Consider the following 21,650-nt stretch of genomic DNA (forward strand, 5'->3'; position numbering starts at 1 on the left):
TGTGAAGTCACTTCGCCACTACTTCGCTACTGCTTTGCTACTACTTTTCGACCGGGAAGCCGACGATGCTTCCCCATTCGGTCCAGGAGCCGTCGTAGACGCGCACGTTGTCGTAGCCGAGCACCTCCGACAACGCGATCCAGCCCAGCGTGGACCGGTGCGACAGGCGGCAGTAGTTGACGACCACCGCCTTGTCGGCCAAGGACCCTGCGCCGGCGAGCTTTTCGTCGACGATGCGTTGCAGCTCGGCGCGGTCACGCAGCCGGCCGTGCTCGTCGAGCAGGTCCCGGAAGAACAGGTGCTTCGCCCCAGGGATGCGGCCGTGCCGCTCCGCCCCGTGGTCGATCGGCGCGTTCGGGCCGCTGACGCGGGCGCCGCGGTACTCCTCGGGGGTGCGGTAGTCGAGCAGTACGACGTCGTCGCGGCCGAGCAGCGCGCGCACGTCGTCGCGGCCGATGCGCAGCCGCTCCTGCTCCTCGGTCGGTTCGGGCACCGGCAGCGGCGCGGTCGGCGCCGTGCGCTCGACCGCGGTGCCGGTGCTCAGCCCGGCTGCGTGCCAGGCTTCCAGGCCGCCGTCGAGGTAGCCGATGTCGGTATAGCCGCGCACTCGCAGCGTCCACAGCACGTACGCGGCGAACTGGGTCGGGTCACCGGCGAGCACGATCCGGGAACCCTGGCCGGCGCCGAGGTCGAACAGCCGCCGGGACAGTTCTTCTCCGGTGGCCAGTTCGCGTTCCAGCGGATGCCAGGCGAGGTCCTTCCAGTACACGGCGGCCGCGCCGGGGATCACGGGTTCGCCGGGGGTGTTGGCGTACACCTCGATCACCGCGAGGTCGGGGTCGTGCAGGCTCGCGCGGAGATCCTCGACGGAGACCACACTGGTGGTGATCAGGGTCATGTTCGTCCTTTTGTTACAAAGTGCTTTGATACAAAATGCGTTGAGGTGCAAGCACATTAAATGGGCTGCTCAGCACGAAGTCCATAATTTCTCTTGCCGCGAGAATAATTACGGCCGCGAGATATCCGAGGGTTTTCCTCAGCCGTAGTTTTACCCACGGCACCGCTGTATCCCTATGTTATGAAACATATTCCGTGAACCAACGACACAAGGGAGCACACCATGAGTGAGGCGGACCGCTCCGCCCACCTGATCGGGCCTGCGGAGTTGCAGTCGTGGCTTGCCGACCGGCCCGAGACGGTTGTGCTCGACGTCCGGCACGTGATGCCTGCCGACCACGCCGACCGCGACGCCTACCTCGCCGGGCACCTGCCCGGTGCGCAGTTCGTCGACGTCGACGCCGATCTGGCCGGCGCGAGCACCGGCCGCAACGGCAAGCGGCCGCTGCCCGGCGCCGCCGAGTTCGAGAAGACGGTGCGGCAGTGGGGCATCGGCGCCGATACCCCGGTCGTCGTCTACGGCGCGCCGCGCTCCCCCGCCCCGGCGCGGGCGTGGTGGCTGTTGACGTGGGCGGGCGTGGCCGGCGTGCGCCTGCTCGACGGTGGCGTCGCCGCATGGCCCGGCGAACTGCAGACGGGTCCGGTGGACGCGCCGGTGGAAGGTGACTTCGTCATCCGCCCCGGCGGGTTGCCGGTCGTCGAGGTCGGCGACGTGCCGTCGTTCGCCGAACGCGGCTTGCTGCTCGACGCGCGGCCCGCGGCGAAGTTCTCCCATCCGACCGACCCGGGCGCCGGGCACATCCCCGGCGCGCGCAATGTCCCGGTGGCCGAATTCTTCGACGCCGCAGGGTTTCTGCTCCCCGACGACCAGTTGCGGGAGCATTTCGCCGCGCTCGGCATCCCGGCCGGGGCCGAACCCGCGGCCTACTGTGGCACCGGGGTGGCCGCCGCGCTCGAGGTGTTCGTGCTGTCGGTTCTGGGGGTTCGGGCGCGTCTCTACGTCGGGTCCGCGTCGGAGTGGAGCGCCGATCCGTCCCGTGTGCTCGTTCGGTGACGCCGCCCACCGAACGTAAGCGCCGCCTGCTTCTCGACGTCACACCGTTTCGGACCAGCCGCGCGTTCACCCGGCTGTGGATCGGCACGGCGCTGGGCAGCATCGGGCAGGAGATGACGGTGGTCACCGTCGCGCTGCAGGTCTACGCGATCACGTCCTCGACGTTCGCGGTGTCGTTGATCGCCGGTATCGGCCTGGGCCCGATCATCATCACCGGTCTCTACGGCGGCACCCTGGCCGACCGCTTCGACCGGCGCCGCGTCGCGTGGATCGCGTCGGTGATCTCGTGGATCGCGATCGCGGTGCTGGCGGTGCATGCGCTGTTGGGCGGCACCTCACTGTGGCTGCTGTATGCCGCCGCGACGGTCAATGCGGCCGCGGGCACCGTCGGCGGCATTACCCGCCGGGCCGTCATCCCGCGGCTGCTGCCGGCTCATCTGCTACCCGCGGCCGGCGCGCTGAACGGGATCAACCTCGGGCTGATGGCGACCGTCGGCCCGATGCTGGCCGCCGGTGCGGTCAACGTCGGCGGCTTCCACACCGCCTACCTGATCGACGTGGTGCTGCACTGTGCGGCGTTCCTCGGCGTGTTCACGCTGCCCGCGTTGCGGCCTGTCGAAGCGACACAGGCGAATCCGGTGCGCGCGGTCCTCGACGGCGCCGCGTTCCTGCGGCGCGCCCGCAACGTGCGGTTCAGCCTGACCCTCGATGCGATCGCGATGGCGCTGGCGCAGCCGCGGGTGCTGTTCCCGGCGCTGGGCGCGGTGACGATGGGCGGCGGGGTCACCACGGTCGGTGTGCTGTCGGCGGCCGGTGCGGCCGGGTCGGCGCTGCTGGCGTTCTTCTCCGGCTGGACGGGCTCGATCCGCAGGCAGGGGCAGGCGATCCTGATCGTCACCTACATCTACGCGGTGATGGTCGTGCTGGCGGGCGTCGTGGTCACCGTCGCGGCGCTGCGTCCGCATCCCGACGGCACCAACGTCGCCGCGATCGCCGCGCTGGCGGTGGTGCTGGCGATCGCCGGCGCGGTCGACAACGTCGGCGCGATCTTCCGGATGGCGATGCTGCAGGCCGCGGTGCCCGACCATATCCGCGGCCGGGTGCAGAGCATGTACACGCTGATCGTCACCGGCGGGCCGCGTCTCGGCGACGTCGTCACCGGAGCGGTGGCGAGCGCGTTCTTCATCTGGAGCCCGCTGCTGGCCGGGGGTCTGCTGATGATCGTCGCGATCTGGGTGCTGGCCCGGCGCACCCCGACGTTCCGGGATTACGACAGCGACAACCCGACGCCGTAGCTCTTCGCGAACCGCAGCTTTCGCGAACCGTAGGGCTTCGCGAACCCGTCGGTAGGGCAGGATTGCGCTCGACATGTCTGAGCCCACCGGCGTCCCGGAACCCTCGAAGCGGCGTGCGCTGGCACGGTTGGCGCTGGTCGTCGGGGTGCTCGGGCTGTTGTTCTACCTCAGCGCCGTCGCGCGGGTCATCGATGTGGAGGCCGCGCGCGATGTCATCGAGTCGACCGGACCGCTGGCCCCGCTGACCTACGTGGTGGTCTCGGCGGTGCTGGGCGCACTGCTGGTGCCCGGTCCGCTACTCGCGGCGGGCAGCGGGTTTCTGTTCGGCCCGGTGCTGGGCACGTTCGTGACGCTCGGGGCGACGGTCGGCAACGCACTGATCTCCGCGTTCATCGGCAGGCGCGCGGGCAGGCAGAGCGCGCGGACACTGCTGGGCGCCGAGCGCTCGGATCGCCTCGACCGGCTCATCGACCGCGGCGGGTTGTGGGCGGTCGTCGGGCAGCGGTTCGTGCCGGGGATCTCCGACTCGCTGGCGTCCTACGCGTTCGGCGCGTTCGGTGTCCCGCTGTGGCAGATGGCCGTGGGTGCGTTCATCGGGTCCATGCCGCGCGCGTTCGTGTACACCGTGGTGGGCTCGTCGATCGGGGAGTTCTCCGCACCGCTGGCGGTCACGGCCGCGGTGGTGTGGTGCGTGACGGCGGTGGCCGGCGCGTTCGCTGCGCACCGCGGCTGGCGCCGGTGGCGGGCCGGGCGCGACCACCCGGAGCGCACTGACACCGGAGATGACCACCGGTCGCAAATCTAGGTAGCGCACTACGGTGGCGGCGGTTGACCGGCGGTGCGAGCGTCGCGGGACGGACATCCCCCGTGAAAGGTCACCCCGGTCATGGTCTCGCTCCCCCACCAGATCCCGGACGAGGTCGTGCGTCCGTACTCGTTTGCCGCGAAGGCGGCCCATCAGCGGTCGGTGAGCGGCCGCAGGCGCGCGGGCGCGGTGCACGTCGAGGGCGGCGGGTCGGCACCGGAACTGTTCGTCGAGAACGAGTTGCTGGTCAGCTCCGACTACCCCGACGGTGTCGAATACCTGGTGCGCGAGCTGGGCGGGACGCGGGTACCGGACCGCCCGCTGCCGCACCCGCCCGCCGAGCTGGGCCGTCCGCGCCGGTCCCGCCCGGCGGACGGGGTGGCGACGCGCAGCGTCAAGGTCGTGTTCCGCGAGCCCCCGCAGGTTCCGGACGCGGCCGCGGCGCTGGAGCAGATCGCGCCGGCATCCGGGCGCTTGACGTTCTCGTCCCCGATGGCCGCGGCCGTCGCCGCCGCGGCCGCGTCGCTGGAGGTGCCCCAGGGGTCGGTCGGGCTGAACCGGATGACCGACGTGTCCTCCGCGCTGCCGCGCGACCCGGGGCAGCGGAGCATGTTCGGGGGTCGCTCACGTGTCGCCGACGCGGGCCAGCTCGTGGACTCCTACCGGCTCGCCGGGTGTGACCCCGCGTTCACGACGCTGGCGATCATGGATCGCGGCTTCCGGGTCGCCGCGTCCGACGCCGGCGTGCTGGCGGTCAACGCCGCCGACGACAGCCGCGACATCGGCGGACGCGACGAGAACGGCGGCTGGCACGGCCACCACATCGCCGGTGTCGCGGCCTCGGGCGGTTCGGTGGCCCGGCCGCTGCTGATGCGGTTCGACGACATCGCGTCGGTGATGCGTGGAATCCGGGTCTGTGCCGCATGGGGTGTGGATGTGGTGAACATGAGCTTCACGGTCACCACCAGCGAGTGGTCGGAGTTCTGGTCGTTCCCGGACACCGACTGGGTCAACACGTTCCGCTTCGCCGAACGCAGCGGCGTCGTGGTGGTCGTCGCGGCGGGCAACGACGGCCGCAAACTCCCCGACGCGCGGGTCCGGCCTGCCACCCGCACCCCGGGCGTCATCACCGTCGGCGCGCTGGACTCCGATGACGAATCCGCCGCCCAGTGGTCGAATCACGGTTCCTCCGTGTCCATCTGGGCCCCGGGCACCGGGGTCCCGGTGGGCCTCGACGGGGACTCGCCGCGCGGGGCGACGGCCGACGGCACCTCGTTCTCGGCGCCGCTGGTGGCAGCGACCGCGGCGATGATGCGCGCGGTGGCGCCCGAGCTGTCGAACACCGAGGTGCGCACGCTGCTGCTGCGCACCGGGTGGCGCGGGCACGGCCGGGTCGGCACGGGACTCGACGCCTACGCCGCGGTCGAGGCCGCACTCGCCGCGCAGCTGCCCGCCCCGTCGGACGCAGGCGCCACCGCGTCCTCGGCGCGCCCGCTGGCGCAGATCCGCCCGGGTGTCTTTGCCCCACAGCCGGATACGTACTCGATTGCGCGAAGTGACCGCGGCGTCGACCACTGGTCGTTCTCGCTCGACGACTACAGCGCGGTGGCGATCACCGTTAACTTCCACGCCCGCATCGCCGATCTGGAGCTGGACCTGCTGGACTCCTGCGGGCACCGCGTCGACTTCGACGGCGCCGACAGGCTGGCGGTCATCCGGGGCGACGGTGCCCTCCGGGCGTCCGGGGTGATCCCGCAGGGCGACTACGTGATCCGGGTCTCGGCGCGTGGGTCGGCGGCCTACCGCCTGGAGGTGTCGCACACCGCGGTCCCGCTGCGCTCCGACCGGTTCGAGTCGAACAACACCTTCGACGACGCCACCGTGCTGCGGTTCGCCCGCGGCCCGCTGGACCTGTCCGTCGGGCACGGGCCCGGCACCTTCGGCCTCACGCTGCACCGGCGGGTGGTGGTCGCCCCCGTCTTCCCGAACACCGCCACGTCGGTGGTCGACAGCGACCACTTCCAGTTCCACGTTCCCGCGCACGACGGCAAGCGCATCCCGACGGTGACCATCGCGTCCGACAAGCCGCTGACCGCGGCCCTGTTCGACGAGTTCCAGCGGCCGATCCAGGTACACGAGGTCACGACCGCCGTCACCCTGACCCCGCCGGAGCGGACGCACTGTTACCTGAAGATCTCCGGCACCGAGCAGACCCGCTACCGGCTCGGGCTGCGCATGATGGCCGATCCGCGGGTCGTCGTCGCCGACCTGCCCGCCTACGAGGTGCTGCCGCCGTGGTGGGTCGACAGCGGGCCGCTGCCGTTCCCGGAACCGTTGGTGCACTTCGGTGTCGAGTTGGTCACCGAGCCCGACCCCGCGGGCACCGTGATCGGGGAGTCCGTCTCGGTCGGCGCCGCGACGGCGGCCGACCTGCCCGTCACCGCCGAACTGCTGCACCGTGACGGGCGGGTGGTCGGCGTCGGTGAGCAGAACGGGTTCGGCCGCATCGATATCGCCACCGACGGGCTGCTGCCGGGCATGTACGCGGTGCGCCTCACCCGCCCTGCCGATATCGCCATCAACGGCCTGCGCCTGCTCGCCCCGGTGGTCCGCCGCGGCGGGTAGGTAGATTGGCGGCCATGCCGATCGTCCTCACCGAGGAGTTCCGGGAGGCATTGGCTCTGCTGGAGCACGGCAGCCATGTGTTCCTCACCGGTAAGGCGGGCACCGGCAAGTCCACGCTGATCCGCCGCTTCATCGCCGACACCGACCGCAACGTGGTCGTCGTCGCGCCGACCGGCATCGCCGCGCTGAACGTCGACGGCTACACGGTCCACCGAATGTTCGGGTTCCGCTCGACCACCACGCTCGACGACATCCGCCGCGGCGAGTACCGGCCGGGCCGGTTCGCCAAGACGCTCGCGGCGCTGCAGACGCTGATCATCGACGAGGCCTCGATGGTGCGCGCCGACGTGTTCGACATGGTGGCCGCCGCGCTGGAGCGGTTCGGGCCGGCGCCGGGCACCCCGTTCGGTGGGGTGCAGATCGTGCTGGTCGGCGATCTGTACCAGCTGCCACCGGTGGTGCGTGAGGACGAGGTCGCGTACTTCTCGACGGTCTATGACACCCCGTATTTCTTCTCGGCGAAATCGTTCCGCCGCGAGGACTTCCCGACGGTGTCGTTGACGACGGTGTTCCGGCAGCTCGGCGATGACCGGATGACGGCCATTCTCAACGAGATTCGCGAAGGGGTCCTGCTCGGGCACGCGCAGGAACAGCTCAACGCCCGCGCCGACAAGGACTTCGTACCGCCCGACGACGAGTTCTGGTTGACGCTGGCCCCGACGAACCGGCTGGTCACCGCGCGCAACCGGCAGCAGCTGGAACGACTGCCCGGCGATGAGATGGTGCACCACGCGAAGGCATCCGGCGACCTGGCGATGTTCGAGGCGCCGGTGGAGGAGACGCTGCGGTTCAAGGTCGGCGCGCAGGTGATGATGCTCAACAACGACCAGGGCAATCGCTGGGTCAACGGCACCGTCGGGCGCGTCGCCGGGGTCGGCTACGACCGCTACGGCGCGGTCGTCGACGTCGAATTCCCGGACGGCACCACCGCGGAGGTGTCTCCGTTCACCTGGGAGGTGACCCGCCCGGTCGCCTCGGGTGCGTCGCTGAGCCGCGAGGTCGTCGGCACCTACACCCAGTTGCCGTTCAAGTTGGCGTGGGCGATCACGATCCACAAGAGCCAGGGGCAGACGCTGGAGCGGGTGGTCGTCGACCTGACCGGCGGGATGTTCTCGACCGGGCAACTCTATGTGGCGTTGAGCCGGTGCACGTCGCTGTCGGGGCTGGTGCTCAAACGCCCTGTGCTGCCCAAGGATCTGAAGACCGACCGGCGCATCGTGCGCTATCTGCGGTCGTCGGCGGGTGATGCCGGGACGCGGCGGTACTGCGCGATCGGGATGCTGACCGTGGGCGACGAGGGCCGGATGTCGCGGCCGCGGCCGGTGGAGCTGGCGGTGGCGTTCGACGACGGCACCGCGGTCACCACGCTGGTGAACCCGCAGCGGGACCTGGCCGACGCGCGCGCCGCGTACGGCATCACGGTGTCCGATGTGTTGCTGGCGCCGACGCTGCGCGAAGCGTGGGCGGTGATCGCGCCGATGCTGGCGGGTTGCACCCCCGTCGGGGCCGGGGTGGACGAGCAGCTCGGCCTGCTCGACTTCGAGCTCAAGCGGCTGGGTTTCGTGACGGCGATGCCGATCGGTGTCGAGCTGCGCGGGGTGCGGGTGACGGGGCGCACCGCGCTGGAGCGGGCGCGGGCCGCGCTGGCGGCGCATCGGGACACCGGGGCTGCCGACGGGTCGTCGGCGTTCGACGATCCCGAGTCCGCCGAGGTGTCAGGCCTTCTGGTGAGCCGGGACTCGTCGGTGCCGACGCCGGTCGCCGATCATCTGCCGGCACTGTCGGCGCTGCTGCGGATCAGCCGCGACGTCGGCGCCGTGCTCCTGGGCCGGGAGGCACCCGCCCGGGAGGATGTGACCGGGTGGGAGGGCGGTGCCCGGCGCTCGGTGGCCGATCAGCTGCGCGCCGCGGCGGAGCGGGTGCAGCTCACCGACGAGGTGATCGCCCGATTGCGCGCCGCCGAGGACCTGCTCGGCGTCGACATCCTGACCGGTGCCGAACTGCTGGTCCAGCACGACGTCGGCGAGGTGCTGACCGACGGCGCCCGGATCTGCTTCACCGGCACCGCGCAGGATCCGGCCGGGCGGGTGGTCGAGCGCGACGAGATGGAGCGCCTGGCGCTCGCGGCGGGCCTGACCCCGGTGAAGTCGGTGACCAAGACCCGCTGCGACGTGCTCGTCACCGCCGAGGCAGGCACGCAGTCGGGTAAGGCCCGCAAAGCGCTCGAGTACGGCAAGCCGGTGCTGTGCGCCGACGACTTCTTCGGCTGGCTCGCCACCCGCGGCTGAGTTTCGCCGAACTGGGATTCCCGGTCGCGATCTCGGCGTCGATCACAGCCCTCAGCCGAGGTTCAGCGAGCGGTGCCATCATGGGACGAGTGTCCGCCTCACCGCCCTCGACAGCCTCCGCCGCCTTTGCCTCGGACAATGCCGCGCCCGCGCACCCGGCGGTGCTCGACGCCCTGCGGCGTGTCAACGACGGCCCCGCCCCGTCCTACGGCGACGACCCGGTGACCGCGCAGGCCGCCGACGCGGTCCGGGCCGCGTTCGACTCGCCCGAGGCTGACGTGCTGTTCGCGTTCACCGGCACCGCGGCCAACACCATCGCACTGGCTGCGGCGGCCCGGCCGTGGCATGAGATCTACTGCAGCGACGTCGCGCATGTGCTCCTCGACGAGGCCGGCGGCCCGGTGCGGCTGTCGGGCGCGCAGCTGACGCGGCTGCCGAGCGTCGACGGGCTGATCGCGCCGGAGGACCTGGAGCGCCGGGTGCTGGGCCGCGGCGCGGTGCACCATTCGAGGCCGCGCATCGTGTCGATCACGCAGTCCACGGAGAACGGCCGGGTGTGGACGGCGCAGGCGGTCAAGGAGTTCGTCGAACGTGCTCACGAGCTGGGTCTGCTGGTCCACGTCGACGGTGCCCGGATCGCCAACGCCGTTGTGTCACTGGATGTGCCGCCCGCCGAGGCGATCGCCGACGCCGACATCGTCAGTGTCGGCGGCACCAAGAACGGTCTGCTGTTCGGCGACGCCGTCCTGGTGCGCCGCCCGCAGGAGTTCGACGGTATCCACTGGGTGCAGAAGCAGATCGGCCAGCTGGCCAGCAAGCACCGGTTCATCGCCGCACAGTTCGTCGCGCTGTTCAGCGACGACCTGTGGCTGCGCAACGCCGCGAACGCCAATGCGATGGCGCAGCGCCTTGTCACCGGTCTGCAGTCGCTGGGGTTGCCGTTGGCGTCTCCGGCCGAGTCGAACGAGGTGTTCGTCCGGCTCGCCCCTGACCTGCACCGCCGCCTGTCGGAGTCCTACGTCGTGCACCAACCCGACCACGGCGAGCCGGTGGTCCGGTTCGTCACGTCGTGGGCTACCAGCGAGGGCGACGTCGACGCCGCCCTAGCCGCGCTGGCAAGGTAGGTCGGGTCGCCCACGGCCCGCTCAGTGTCCGGCATCCCACCAGTCGAGTACGCGAGTCGCGCAGAGCGTCAACCATTTCGACGGTTCCCCGGTCTCGACGTCGACCGGGAACCACTCCCGCCCGCGGTGACGCGTCCCCTGCAGCCAGGTCCCGTCGGGCCGGCGGGCGGCGCGCACCATATCGATCGCCGCCTGCATCCGGGGGTCGGGCGGGCGCCCGTCCATCTGGTAGGACGACCGGAAGTAATCGAGGGCGTTGAGTGCGCTGTAGCACCACCGGAACGGATAGGTGAAGTTGCCCACCCACGGCCCCACCGGTTCGCCAGTACTCAACCGGTCCAGCAGTTTCCGCGCCAGCAGGTACTCCTCCCCCGAACGCCGCGCCGCGCGGGCGGCCGCGTCGGCGAGGCCGGCGGACTCGAACGCCAGCAACCCCTTGAGCGCGTTCAGCGTCGAGTGAAACGACGACCGCGCCGAGCCCTCCACCCACTCGCAGTTCCAGCCGCCGTCACGGAGTTGATGCTCGACGAACCAGTCGGCGATGCCGGCGACGTCGGCGCCCAGCCACACCCCGTTGGCGAGCGTCCACGCATTGATGCAGCAGTCGACCTCACCACCCCAGTACGGCAGATCGTCGTACTCCCAACGGGAATTGGCCGCCAGGAGTTCGGCGGTGCGACGATTCTGCAGCACCCCGGCATCCAGACCCCACTCCCGTAGCGCGTTCAGTGACCACGTGGTCGCCGTCCACGGCTGCCCCTCGGCCTCCACCGTGTCGAAGTCGAACCCGGACGGGAAGAACGCTCCGCCGGCCCACTGACCATCCGGATCCTGCAGTGCCAGCAGCCGCGCCCCGAATCCTTCGGTGGCGACCCGCGCACGCGTCGCCTCCCAGACGTCGGGCGCGGCGCCGGCCAGGTCACGCTCGACCTGCCAACGCAGCGCCGGATCGGAGTCCAGGAGCCAGGTGATGACGCGGTCGGCCGCCATGGTCAGACTGTAACCGGTGGGGCGCTAATACCGTTGCCGCTCGGTGATTCTCGCGAATGCCGCGGCCGAGACGCAACGGCGCACCCTGCGAGCGACCCGCACGGCTGATACGGTCTTGTATACAGTACACGCGGGGGAGGGCACGTGGTTCGGCTCAGCGAGAATGACCGCCACCTACCGGGGCATGCGGCGCTGGTCGTCGTCGACGTGCAGAACGACTTCTGCAGCGCGCAGGGCTCACTACCCACGGGATATGGGTTTGACCTGCGCTTTGTCGACGCGATGGTGCCCCGCCTGCAGCGCCTGATCGCGGCGGCCCGCGACGCCGGCATACCGGTGATCTTCGTCCGCACCGTGCACGACCCGTCCAACGACAGCCCCGCTTGGTTGGGCCGACTCGGGGACGGGGACGGCACCGAGCGCACCGGGGTCACCTGCCGCACGGGTAGCTGGGGCGCCGAGTTCTTCACTGTGACACCAGAACCCGGCGATCACGTGGTGATCAAACATCGTTTCTCCGCGTTCGTCGGCACCAACCTGGCCATCACCTTGAGGTCACTGGGCGTGAGTTCGATCCTGTTCACCGGCGTCGCCACCGAGGTGTGCGTCGAGTCCAGCCTGCGGGATGGCGTCTTCCACGATTTCTATGTCACGTTGGTGCAGGATTGCGCGGCGTCCTATTCTCGAACAGCCCACGACGCGTCGGTACAGGTCGTCGGCAAGCACTTCGGACTGGTGGCCACGGCCGACGAACTCATCGCACGATGGTCGCGGGTCCGACAAACCCAGGAGGTCGGCAATGGCGGCCAATGAGACTGCTTCACAGTCGATTCCGACCATCCAGCAGGAACCCGTCCTCCGGGAGCGGGTGTACTCCACGCTGGAGGATCTGATCGTGCGCCGGGTCCTCAAACCCGGCGAGCGGCTCCTGGAGAACGAGCTCGCGGCCCAACTCGGCGTCAGCCGTAACCCCGTTCGAGAAGCCCTGACGATGCTCGCGCGCACGGGCTGGGTCGACATCCACCCGCGTACCGGCGCGTACGTGCACGCACCGACCGCGGACGAGATCGACGACTTCTTCGACATGCGCACCCTGCTGGAGTCCTATGCCGCCGAACGTGCCGCGACCCGGGTGACGGCAGAGCAACTGGACATTCTCGAAGGCATCTGGCGCGAAGGCGTGGCCGCCGTCGAGGCAGGCGACGTCGAGGGAATCGTTTCCGCCAACTCCTCGTTCCACGACCACATCAGCGAATGGTCGGGCAGCGGCATGTTGCATTCCACCCTGTCGATGATGAAAAAGCGTGTTCGGTGGTACTTTTCGTCAGTCGCAGACGTCCGCGGCATGGCGTCCTGGGATGAGCACCGGCGCATCATCGACGCGCTTCGGGCCCGAGACGGCGCCCACGCATCGACGCTCATGCGCGCCCACACCATTGCCACCGCCGACATGTACCGCAGCCAGGCGGCGGCCGACGCCGCCAGCGCCTGACGCAACGCATATTGACGCAAACAGTAAACCCCTAGGAAATACCCAGGAAACACACCGGTGGTCCACTCCTTGTATACAACATACCGAGAGGAGTCGGCATGGCACCGACCTCCGTGGAGTCTTCCGTCGCCACAGATGCCATCTCGATTGCAGGGCTCACCAAGGTCTACGAACGCATCAGCGGCCGCGAAATCGTCCGCACCTTCGCGCTGAACGGAGTCGATCTCGCGGTCAGGCCCGAGGAGTTCGTCTCCCTGGTCGGGCCGTCCGGATGCGGAAAGACCACCGTGCTCAAGGTGATCGCAGGTCTGCTGTCGCCGTCTGAGGGTCGGGTGGAAGTCAACGGCACACCGGTCACCGGGACGGGCATCGACCGTGGCGTCGTATTTCAGCAGCCCTCCCTGTTGCCGTGGCGGACCGTGCGGCAGAACATCATCGAGTCTCTGCGCTTTGCCGGCATACCCCGGGCGCAGCGCACCACCCGCGCCGACAGATACCTCGAGCTGGTGGGCCTGGCCGGCTTCGTCGACCACTATCCCGGCGAACTGTCCGGAGGTATGCAGCAGCGCGTCGGCATCGCCCGCGCATTGGCCCTGGAACCTCAGGTATTGCTGATGGACGAGCCGTTCGGCGCACTCGACGCGATCACGCGCCAGCACATGCAGACCGAACTCATGCGGATCTGGAGCCAGGAGAAACGTTCGGTCCTGTTCGTCACGCACTCGATCGAAGAGGCCATGCTGCTCTCGGACCGGGTCGTGGTGATGGCCGACGGAAAGGTCCGCGCCGACGTCTCCGTCCCGATCGAGCGCCCCCGCTCCCGCACCGAACTGATCAACGATCCGGCGGCACGCGAACTCCGCACCCGTCTCGAAGAACTCCTGTAGACCCGCCGCCGAACACCGAACGGATACCGAATATGCCTGCCGTCATCGAGCGCGAGCACATCAGTACCGCAACCCTGTTGCGGCGCAAGCTGCTCAGTTGGGAGCGCCTGGTCCAGGTCCTGCTCATCGTGACACTGCTGACCATCTGGGAGATCACGGGACGGATCGTCGGCGACTTCTTCCTGGCGCCACCCTCCCAGCTGCCCGGGGCGTTCTGGCAGATGTGGGAGACCGGAGAACTCTGGCGCGCGCTGCTGGACAGTCTGAGCTCACTGCTCGTCGGCTTCTGCCTCGCGATCATCGTCGGCATCACGGTCGGCTTCTTCATGGGTTGGTACGGTCCGGCCGGCCGCACCCTGAACCCGTTCGTCTCGGCGCTCTACGTGGTACCGACGGCCGCCCTGGTCCCCATGTTCATCATCTGGTTCGGTCTGGGCTTCACAGCACGTACCGTCACCGTCTTCCTGTTCTGCGTCTTCGAGATTCTGATCAGCACCTACACCGGGGTACGCAACGTGGACCGCAACCTGGTCGACGCGGCGCGCGCCTTCGGCGCCAGCCGCTGGCAGTTGTTCAGCAGGGTGGTGTCCTACGCCTCGCTGCCCTACATCTTCGCAGGCCTCCGAATGGGAATCTCGCGCGCTGTCAAGGGCATGGTGGTGGCCGAATTGCTGTTCGCCGTCACCGGTCTCGGTGGACTCATCAGCACAGCGGCGAACTATTACCGCACCGACAAGGTGTTCGTCGGGGTGATCGTGCTCGCCATGCTCGGCGTCACCCTCGCGGCCGCCGTCCAGCTCCTCGAACGCCGCCTCATGCCATGGCACCGCGGCATCCACGCCTAGCCGAAATCAGTCGATCGAAGGGAAGAACATGAAATTCACACGTCTGGGCTCGGTGGTGGCCGCGGCCGCCGCCGCGCTCGCCCTCGCGGGCTGCTCGTCGAGCAGCCAAGCCCCGGAGGGAGATACGGCCGCACCCCTGCGGGTCGCGTTCGCCTCCGATCTCGACCCGGCCGACATCGCCGACTACCTCGGCGCACAGAAGGCCGGCGCCGAGATCACCGCCCTCAACGAGGACAGCGCGGTGATCGCCGGACTTCAGAACGGCAACTTCGACATCGGCAACATGGATGGCGCGTCGGCGATCAAGGCGGCGCAGAGCGGGATCGACGTCAAAATCGTCTACGTCAGCCAGGTGATCCCCGAATTCGTCCTGGTGTCGCAGTCTCAGTACAAGACTGTCAGCGACCTCGCGGGGGCGCGCGTCGCGTACCACGGGCCCGGCTCCCCCACCGAGACGCTGCCCCGCGAGCTGGCGCGGCAGGCCGGACCGGACCTCGAGAACCAGATCAACTGGAGTGTTCTCCCGGAATCCCCGAACCGGGCCGCGGCGATGCTGGGTAAGCAGATCGACGCCACCGCACTGGAGTTCGGCGACGTGCTGACCTTGCAGGGCAACGGCGAGTTCACCGTTCTCGGCGACTGGAGCGACCTCAAGGGCGAGAGCGCGAGCGCGTTCAACACCGTGTGGGTGACCTCGGGCAAGTTCCTCGAAGGCAACCGGGACCGCGTCGCGGACTTCCTGACCGACGTCCAGAGCGCCTACGACGAGTTCTATCAGGACGAGGCCGCGTGGACTGCCGCGGTCAAGGAGCAGCTGCCCGACGTCCGCGACGACTTCCTGCCCCAGATCTACCAGTACTACAACGAGGCGTCGTTCTACCCGAAGGCGGGCACCGCGCCGCTGACCGCTGAGAGCTGGAGCAGCATGGACACCTTCTTCCAGTCGCTCGGCGAGTACAACCAGCCTGCTGACCCGTCGATGGTGGACTTCGACATGATCACCGAAGTCTCCGGCGCCAAATGAGCCAAGCCACAGGCATGGTCGTCGCCAGTCACCCGCTGGCCGTCGACGCCGCGGTCGCCGTCCTCGAGGAGGGCGGCACCGCGGCCGACGCGGCGGTGACCGCCGCGGCGATGCTCACCGTCGTCGACCCGCGCTCCACGGGCGTGGGCGGGGACCTGTTCGCCCTCTACTGGGAGCCGGGAGCTGAGGAGCCGGTGGGTCTCGCCGCGGCCGGCGGTGCACCGGCGGGGATGACGGTGGAGGCGTTGCGCGCGCAGGGCTTCGATCAGATGCCGCCCGACGGACCGTGGACGGTGACGGTCCCGGGCGCGACGTGGGGATGGACCACGTTGCTCGACCGCTACGGCCGGGTCGGACGCGAGCGGATCCTGCGTCCGGCGATCGAGGCAGCCCGCAACGGGTTCGCGGTGAGCCCGATCGTCGCCGAGGAGTGGCATCTGGGCGCGGACAAGCTGCGTCGCAACCCGAACGCGGCGGCGGTGTTCCTGCCCGGCGGTCACGTGCCCGACGTCGGCGACGTGTTCGTCAACCCCGGCCTTGCCGATGCGCTGGAAAGCTTTGTCGCCGAGGGCCATGCCCCGTTCTACACGGGCGACATCGCCGCGGGCTTCGCCGACGCCGTGGAGGCGCTCGGCGGTCCGCTGCGGCGCTCCGATCTGTCCGGCTGGGCCGGCCCGGAGTGGAGCGCGCCGATCCGCGGCGGTTTCCGCGGCATCGACATCTACGAGATGCCGCCACCCGGACAGGGTGTGGTGGTGCTCGAAGCGGCGGGCCTCTATGGCGAGCTGCCGCTGACCTCGCAGGGCGAGGCCGACCACCATCTGATCGAATCGTTGAAGGCCGCATTCGCCGATGCGGCCGACAACGTCGCCGATCCGTTGTTTCATCCGGTGGCGGTCGCGGACCTTCTCGACGAGAGTCGCCTGGCGGAGGTGCGCGCGAACATCGGGCCACAAGCCTCGTATGCGAAGGGGCCGGGGGTCCCGTCGGACACGGTGTACGTCTGCGTCGTCGACCGCACGGGTGCGGCGTGCTCACTGATCCAGAGTCTCTACGAGAGCTTCGGGTCCGGGGTGATGGCGCCCGGTAGTGGTGTCCTGCTACAGAATCGCGGGAATGGCTTCACGCTGCGCGAGGGCCATCCGAACCGCCCCGAGGGTGGGAAACGGCCATATCACACCATCATTCCGGCGATGCTCGGGGACCGAACCGGTTTCCGGGGGTGCCTGGGCATCGTGGGCGGATTCATGCAGCCCCAGGGGCAGCTTCAGATCCTGCGCAATGTCTTCGACCGCGGCATGTCGGCCCAGCAGGCCATCGATGCACCCCGGTTGCGGGTGATGCCGGGGCGCACAGTCGGGCTGGAAGCGGGCTTCGACGACGTCGCCGCCGGCGAGTTGGCGCGGCGGGGTCACGAGCTGACCGCGCTGCCACGGTTCGAATGCGGTGGAGCGCAGATGATCCTGCGCACAGACGCCGGCCTCGAGGGCGGCTCGGACCGGCGCAAAGACGGTTACGTCGGCGTCTGCTGAGAACACAGAGGAGCAACATGCAGGGAATCGGACTCAGCCTTCCCAACCGCGGGATCCTGTTCGGCGCCATCACTGTCGCCGAGATGCTCGAGCTCGCCGAGTTCGCGGACCAGGGCGAGTATTTCGATTCGGTGTGGGTCGGTGACGGGCTCATCGCCAAGCCTCGAGTGGAGGCCGTCACGAGCTTGGCGGCGATCAGCGCACGCACCGAGCGGGTCAAACTCGGGGTGTGCTGTCTGGCCACCTTCCCGCTGCGTCAACCGGTCATGTTCGCCGCCCAGTGGGCCAGCCTCGACGTGCTCTCGGGCGGACGCGCACTTCTGGCGGTGTGTCTGGGCGCCACGACGGAACGTAGCGGCGGCAATGTCGTCGCCGAGCTGACCGCCACGGGTGTCACCGGGCGCGAGAGAGTCCCGCGTCTGGAAGAGGGCATCCGGTTGGTGCGCGCGTTGTGGAGCGGGTCGACGGCGTGGGACGGCCAGTTCTGGTCCTTCCCCGAGGTTTCCCTGGAACCCAAACCGATTCAGGATCCGTGCCCGATCTGGATCGCGAGCAACCCCGATCCGGCCCGGATGCCCGAGCGCCGTTACCGGGCCGCGATCGAACGTGTCGCGACCCTCGCCGACGGGTGGCAGACCGCCGTCACCACCCCCGAGGAGTTCGGCCGCAAGTGGGACGAGATCCGCACGGCCGCGGACGCCGCCGGACGGGATCCGTCGGCGATGTCCTCGTCAGCGCACCTGATGATCAATCTGGGTGCCAGCCGGGCCGAGGCGCGCGCGGAGGGCAAGCGATTCCTCGACACCTACTACTCGATGGACAGCAGCGACGAGATCCTGGACCGGTGGGGCGCTTTCGGCACCCCCGACGAGGTCCTGACCCGCATCGACGAGTACCTCGAACGTGGTCTCGACATCCCGATCCTGCGGTTCGCGTCGTTCGACCAGCCGCGGCAGATGGAGCTCGCCGAACAGACGTTGCTGCCCGAACTGCAGCGCCGACGCCGAGCGGTCCCCGCCTGTTGATGGCCGATTTCCTGGAGAACACGCTGCTGAGCCTGGTGGGCACCGACACCGCGGTGCCGGCCGGCGCCACCGAGATCCTGCCCGGCGACACACAGTTGTACGACACGGTGACCAGGTCGGTGCTGCCGTTGGTCGAAGCCCTCGGACCCGACGAGATTCTGCGGCACCCCTGTGGTGACATCGCCGCGCGGTTCGGTCCCGACACCCCCGACGGACTGCTGCTGCAGACCTACATCGTTTCACAGCACGGCAATCTGATGACCGATCCCCATCAGGCCCGCATCGTCGACGGGGCGGCGCTGAACCTCGACGGCCCGGCGGTGGTGGGTCAGGGCGCGAACCAGAACAAGGGACCGATGGCGGCGGCGCTGTCCGCCGCGCGGGAGTTGCGCTCGCTGCGGCGTGCGGTATGGCTGACGGTGAACTGCGAGGGCCGCAGCAGCCATGACGGATCACGGCGGATCTTCGGCGACCTCGGCGTCAGGGCAGCGCAGTCCATCATCGCCTTCGGGACGAATCTTCATGTGTCGTTGGGTAATCGCGGTCGGGTGGACATCCGCATCACGGTGCCGGGTGCCGCGTCGCACTCCAGCCAACCCGAGTTGGGCCGCAACCCGATTCCACCCGCGGCCGAGCTCGTGGGCAGACTGCCCGAGGTTCCGCTGCCGCCGCCGCACCCGGATCTCGGTCCGGCCACCGCGACGCCCTACCAGTTCCGGTGCGAACCGATCGCACCTCACACGCTCCCGTCACGGGTGCATGTCGTCGTGGACCGGCGGCTGCTGCCCGGCGAGGATCCCGATGCGGCGGTCGCGGCGGTGCGCCGGTATCTCGACGGGTCGTGGCCGGATGTGGAAGTCGGGGCCGGGGCATCGATGTTCCCCGCGCTGGTGGAGCCGTCCGCCCCGGTGGTCAGCGCGCTGGCCGGCTTCCCGATGATGTACAGCCGCAACGCGTTCGATGCGGGATACGGGTGCAGCCTGGGTGTTCCCACGGTGATGTTCGGTCCCGGTCGGCGCGACTTCGGTGCAGGCGTGGTTCACGCCGAGGCGGTGGCGATTTCGGACTGCCGGGTCGCAGCGGCGGCGCTTGCCGACGCCGCCCGAACTCTGTGCGGTTGAGCTCGTGTGGGAGATAGCGATCGTCATCCTGGCGGGGCTGGCGGCAGGTGGGATCAACGCCGTGGTGGGTTCGGGAACGTTGGTGACGTTTCCGGTGCTGATCGCGCTGGGTTATCCGCCGGTCGTCGCGACCATGAGCAACGCGATCGGCTTGGTCGCCGGCGGAGTCAGCGGAGCGTGGGGGTACCGCAAGGAGATCGCGGCTCAGAAGCACACCGTGATGGCCCTGCTCCCGGCCTCCGCACTGGGCGCGTTGACGGGCTCCTTCCTCCTCCTGGCGCTGCCCGACGACACGTTCGAGATCGTGGTCCCGGTACTGCTCGTCGCGGCACTGGGTCTCGTCATCGCGCAACCCCGCCTGCAGGCCTGGGTCGCGGCACGCCGAGCAGACGCGGCGACGACGATCAGCCCGGGGCTCGTGGTCGCGGTGTATCTCGTCGGGGTGTACGGCGGCTATTTCGCTGCCGCACAGGGCGTTCTGCTGATGGGTGTGCTGGGTGTGCTGCTGGCGCAGGATCTGCAGATGTCCAACGGGCTGAAGAACCTCCTCGTCGGCGTGGTCAACCTGCTCGCGGCCGCCGCCTACACCGTGATGGCGTTCGACCGGATCGCCTGGACGGTGGCCGCCTGCATCGCGCTGGGTGCGCTGGCGGGCGGCTGGCTGGGCGCGAAGTACGGCCGCCTGCTGAGCCCGGTGTGGCTGCGGGTGCTGATCGTCGTATTGGGGGTGACGGCGCTGGTCAGGATTCTGGTGAGCACCTGACGCCGGCCACGCTGGTTGCCCAGGCAAGATCACCGCCGACCGCATATTGACACCACGCACACCAGGGGCGCACGCTTTATCCGACTTCATCGCGTCACCGAATCCCGACGGCGCGCAATACTTTTGCGCCCGGCCGACGCGGCCCCGCGCCGAGAACTTGCGGGGGGCAAGTCATGGTCGACGTGGATTTCTGCGTGGTGGGTGCGGGGTTCGCCGGTTTGACCGCCGCGCTGCGGCTCAAACAGGCCGGGCACTCGGTGACCGTGCTGGAGGCCCGGGACCGTGTCGGCGGCCGCACCTACACCGAAAACCGCAGCGACGGTTCGTGGCTCGACCGTGGCGGTGCGTGGATCGGGCCGGGCCAGGACCGCATCTACGCACTGATGGACGAGTTCGGCGTCCCGAGCTACAAACAGTTCGTCGACGGGGACGCGATGATGTTCCTCGACGGCCAGACCTACAAGTACCGCGGAACCGTCCCGCTGTCGCTGAGTCCGGTCGCCGTCGCCAACCTCGGCGTCGTCTTCGCCGAGCTCACCCAGATGTGCAAGTCGATCCCGCCGGATGCGCCGTGGACCGCGCCGAAGGCGCTCAGGTGGGATCGGCTGACGTGGGCGAAGTGGTTGGACGCCAACACATTGTCGAAACCCGCGCGGCTGCTGCTGGAGTCCTCGGTCGCCGGTCTGTACACGTCGGCGGCTTCGGAGCTCTCGCTGCTGTTCTGCCTGTACCAGATGGCTGCCGCGGGCGGGCCGAGCTTCGTCCTCGGCGTCGAGGGCGCGGCCGAGGACGCCCGGCCGGTCGGTGGGATGGGCGCGATCTACCGCGCGGTGTCGGCCGAACTCGACGACGCCATCCTGCTGGCGCACCCGGTGCGCGGCATCACCCAGGACGACGCCGGGGTCACGGTGCGCTCGGACACCGCGGAGATCCGCGCGCGGCGGGTCATCGTGACCGTTCCGGTCGCGATCGCCTCCCACATCGTCTACGAGCCGATGCTGCCGGTCGACCGGGCGCTGCTGCACCAGCGGATGCCCAGCGGCGCGGTGTTCAAGATCGCGATGATCTTCGATGAGCCGTTCTGGCGGGCCGACCGGTTGTCGGGCCAGTCGTTCGCCCCGGGATCGGCGGCCACGCTGACCATCGACTCGTGCACCGAAGCAGGTACACCCGGCATCCTGACCGCGATCACCGAAGGTGCCGAAGCGCGTGCGCTGTGCCGGCTGGCCCCGGCGGATCGCCGGCAGGCCGTCCTCGCGGCGGTCGCCGAACGATTCGGGGACCGGGCCCGCTCCCCCGTCGACTACGTCGAGCACAACTGGTCCGTTGAGCGATACTCCGGCGGCGGGATGATCTCGCATGCCCCGCCGGGTGTTCTCACCGAGTTCGGGCCCGCGCTGCGCCGGCCGTGCGGGCGGATCCACTGGGCCGGCACCGAGTCGTCGGCGCAGATGTACGGCTTCATCGACGGCGCGGTGCGCAGCGGTGAGCGGGCCGCCGCCGAAGTCGTCGACCACGAGGCGCGGGCCCGGGTGTGACGCCGCACCCCGCCGGGTACGCCTCGGCCATGAAGACCGAAGCCTTGCCCCGCGCCAGCGCACCCGAGGAACCGCCGGAGCGCCTCGCCCCGACCGAGGTTCCCGAACGCCTCGTCCCCGACGACATCCCGGATTCCCCGCCCGGCCCGTCGCGCCCACCCGATCCGGGACCGCCGCAACGCACCTGAGAGTTCTGCGCACCGCGGCCCCTGCTGCGCGGCTGGCGGTTTCGCCCGCGCGGTCCCGGGTAGTCGGCAGGTGCACCGACAACGTCACCGATGACCA

19 protein-coding genes are annotated in these 21,650 nt (G+C 69.5%); 17 read left to right on the forward strand and 2 right to left on the reverse strand.

The features are described from left to right. Positions 1-40 precede the first annotated feature (40 nt). On the reverse strand, positions 41-898 hold the full coding sequence (locus tag BST38_RS26770) for a sulfurtransferase (RefSeq protein WP_165761664.1): 858 nt from the start codon (positions 896-898) through the stop codon (positions 41-43). 222 nt (positions 899-1,120) lie between these two features. On the opposite strand from BST38_RS26770, the gene BST38_RS26775 reads away from it, so the two are divergent. From BST38_RS26775 to BST38_RS26800, 6 genes are all read left to right on the forward strand, one after another. Continuing rightward, entirely contained in the window at positions 1,121-1,951 is an 831-nt protein-coding gene (locus tag BST38_RS26775; RefSeq protein ID WP_083146562.1) for a sulfurtransferase, read from the forward strand. Next, the gene (locus BST38_RS26780) at positions 1,948-3,246 is read left to right on the forward strand and encodes an MFS transporter (protein ID WP_165761665.1); all 1,299 of its coding nucleotides are present in this window, start codon (positions 1,948-1,950) and stop codon (positions 3,244-3,246) included. The genes BST38_RS26775 and BST38_RS26780 overlap by 4 nt, the downstream gene beginning before the upstream one ends. Before the next feature lie 73 nt (positions 3,247-3,319). Next, on the forward strand, positions 3,320-4,051 hold the full coding sequence (locus BST38_RS26785; RefSeq protein WP_083146564.1) for a TVP38/TMEM64 family protein: 732 nt from the start codon (positions 3,320-3,322) through the stop codon (positions 4,049-4,051). Between the two features lie 81 nt (positions 4,052-4,132). Beyond that, entirely contained in the window at positions 4,133-6,676 is a 2,544-nt protein-coding gene (locus BST38_RS26790) for a S8/S53 family peptidase (RefSeq protein ID WP_110782012.1), read from the forward strand. A 14-nt stretch (positions 6,677-6,690) separates the two neighbouring features. Further along, positions 6,691-9,024: an AAA family ATPase gene (locus BST38_RS26795; RefSeq protein WP_083146566.1), complete on the forward strand. Its 2,334-nt coding sequence runs from the start codon at positions 6,691-6,693 to the stop codon at positions 9,022-9,024. A gap of 80 nt (positions 9,025-9,104) precedes the next feature. Continuing rightward, positions 9,105-10,148 (forward strand): threonine aldolase family protein, encoded by a 1,044-nt coding sequence (locus BST38_RS26800; RefSeq protein ID WP_083146588.1) that lies wholly within the window; start codon positions 9,105-9,107, stop codon positions 10,146-10,148. Between the two features lie 21 nt (positions 10,149-10,169). Here the strand turns inward: BST38_RS26800 and BST38_RS26805 are convergent, their stop codons facing one another. After that, a complete protein-coding gene (locus BST38_RS26805; protein WP_083146567.1) occupies positions 10,170-11,138 on the reverse strand; it encodes a prenyltransferase/squalene oxidase repeat-containing protein in 969 nt (322 codons plus the stop codon). Positions 11,139-11,282: 144 nt separating this feature from the next. Between BST38_RS26805 and BST38_RS26810 the strand changes: the two genes are divergently transcribed. From BST38_RS26810 to BST38_RS29505, 11 genes are all read left to right on the forward strand, one after another. Then, positions 11,283-11,951: a cysteine hydrolase family protein gene (locus BST38_RS26810; RefSeq protein WP_083146568.1), complete on the forward strand. Its 669-nt coding sequence runs from the start codon at positions 11,283-11,285 to the stop codon at positions 11,949-11,951. Next, positions 11,938-12,630 carry a GntR family transcriptional regulator gene (locus BST38_RS26815; protein WP_083146569.1) on the forward strand — a complete coding sequence of 231 codons (693 nt, stop codon included), beginning with the start codon at positions 11,938-11,940 and terminating at the stop codon, positions 12,628-12,630. The genes BST38_RS26810 and BST38_RS26815 overlap by 14 nt, the downstream gene beginning before the upstream one ends. A gap of 98 nt (positions 12,631-12,728) precedes the next feature. After that, complete coding sequence (locus BST38_RS26820) at positions 12,729-13,517, forward strand: ABC transporter ATP-binding protein (RefSeq protein WP_083146570.1); 789 nt, start codon at positions 12,729-12,731, stop codon at positions 13,515-13,517. Positions 13,518-13,549: 32 nt separating this feature from the next. Then, the gene (locus tag BST38_RS26825) at positions 13,550-14,362 is read left to right on the forward strand and encodes an ABC transporter permease (protein ID WP_083146571.1); all 813 of its coding nucleotides are present in this window, start codon (positions 13,550-13,552) and stop codon (positions 14,360-14,362) included. A 28-nt stretch (positions 14,363-14,390) separates the two neighbouring features. After that, positions 14,391-15,386 carry an ABC transporter substrate-binding protein gene (locus BST38_RS26830; protein WP_083146572.1) on the forward strand — a complete coding sequence of 332 codons (996 nt, stop codon included), beginning with the start codon at positions 14,391-14,393 and terminating at the stop codon, positions 15,384-15,386. Then, complete coding sequence (locus BST38_RS26835; RefSeq protein ID WP_237160934.1) at positions 15,383-16,918, forward strand: gamma-glutamyltransferase family protein; 1,536 nt, start codon at positions 15,383-15,385, stop codon at positions 16,916-16,918. The genes BST38_RS26830 and BST38_RS26835 overlap by 4 nt, the downstream gene beginning before the upstream one ends. Positions 16,919-16,935: 17 nt before the next feature. Beyond that, a complete protein-coding gene (locus BST38_RS26840; protein ID WP_165761666.1) occupies positions 16,936-17,943 on the forward strand; it encodes an LLM class flavin-dependent oxidoreductase in 1,008 nt (335 codons plus the stop codon). Then, on the forward strand, positions 17,943-19,064 hold the full coding sequence (locus tag BST38_RS26845) for a M20 family metallopeptidase (RefSeq protein WP_083146575.1): 1,122 nt from the start codon (positions 17,943-17,945) through the stop codon (positions 19,062-19,064). Before BST38_RS26840 ends, BST38_RS26845 begins: the two co-directional genes overlap by 1 nt. A gap of 4 nt (positions 19,065-19,068) precedes the next feature. Further along, on the forward strand, positions 19,069-19,827 hold the full coding sequence (locus tag BST38_RS26850; protein ID WP_237160935.1) for a sulfite exporter TauE/SafE family protein: 759 nt from the start codon (positions 19,069-19,071) through the stop codon (positions 19,825-19,827). Between the two features lie 173 nt (positions 19,828-20,000). Beyond that, a complete protein-coding gene (locus tag BST38_RS26855; RefSeq protein WP_083146576.1) occupies positions 20,001-21,365 on the forward strand; it encodes a flavin monoamine oxidase family protein in 1,365 nt (454 codons plus the stop codon). 29 nt (positions 21,366-21,394) lie between these two features. Next, positions 21,395-21,553 carry a hypothetical protein gene (locus BST38_RS29505; protein WP_165761667.1) on the forward strand — a complete coding sequence of 53 codons (159 nt, stop codon included), beginning with the start codon at positions 21,395-21,397 and terminating at the stop codon, positions 21,551-21,553. Positions 21,554-21,650: the final 97 nt, after the last annotated feature.

Source organism: Mycolicibacterium parafortuitum (assembly GCF_002086815.1).
In the GTDB taxonomy this organism is placed as follows: Bacteria; Actinomycetota; Actinomycetes; order Mycobacteriales; family Mycobacteriaceae; genus Mycobacterium; species Mycobacterium parafortuitum.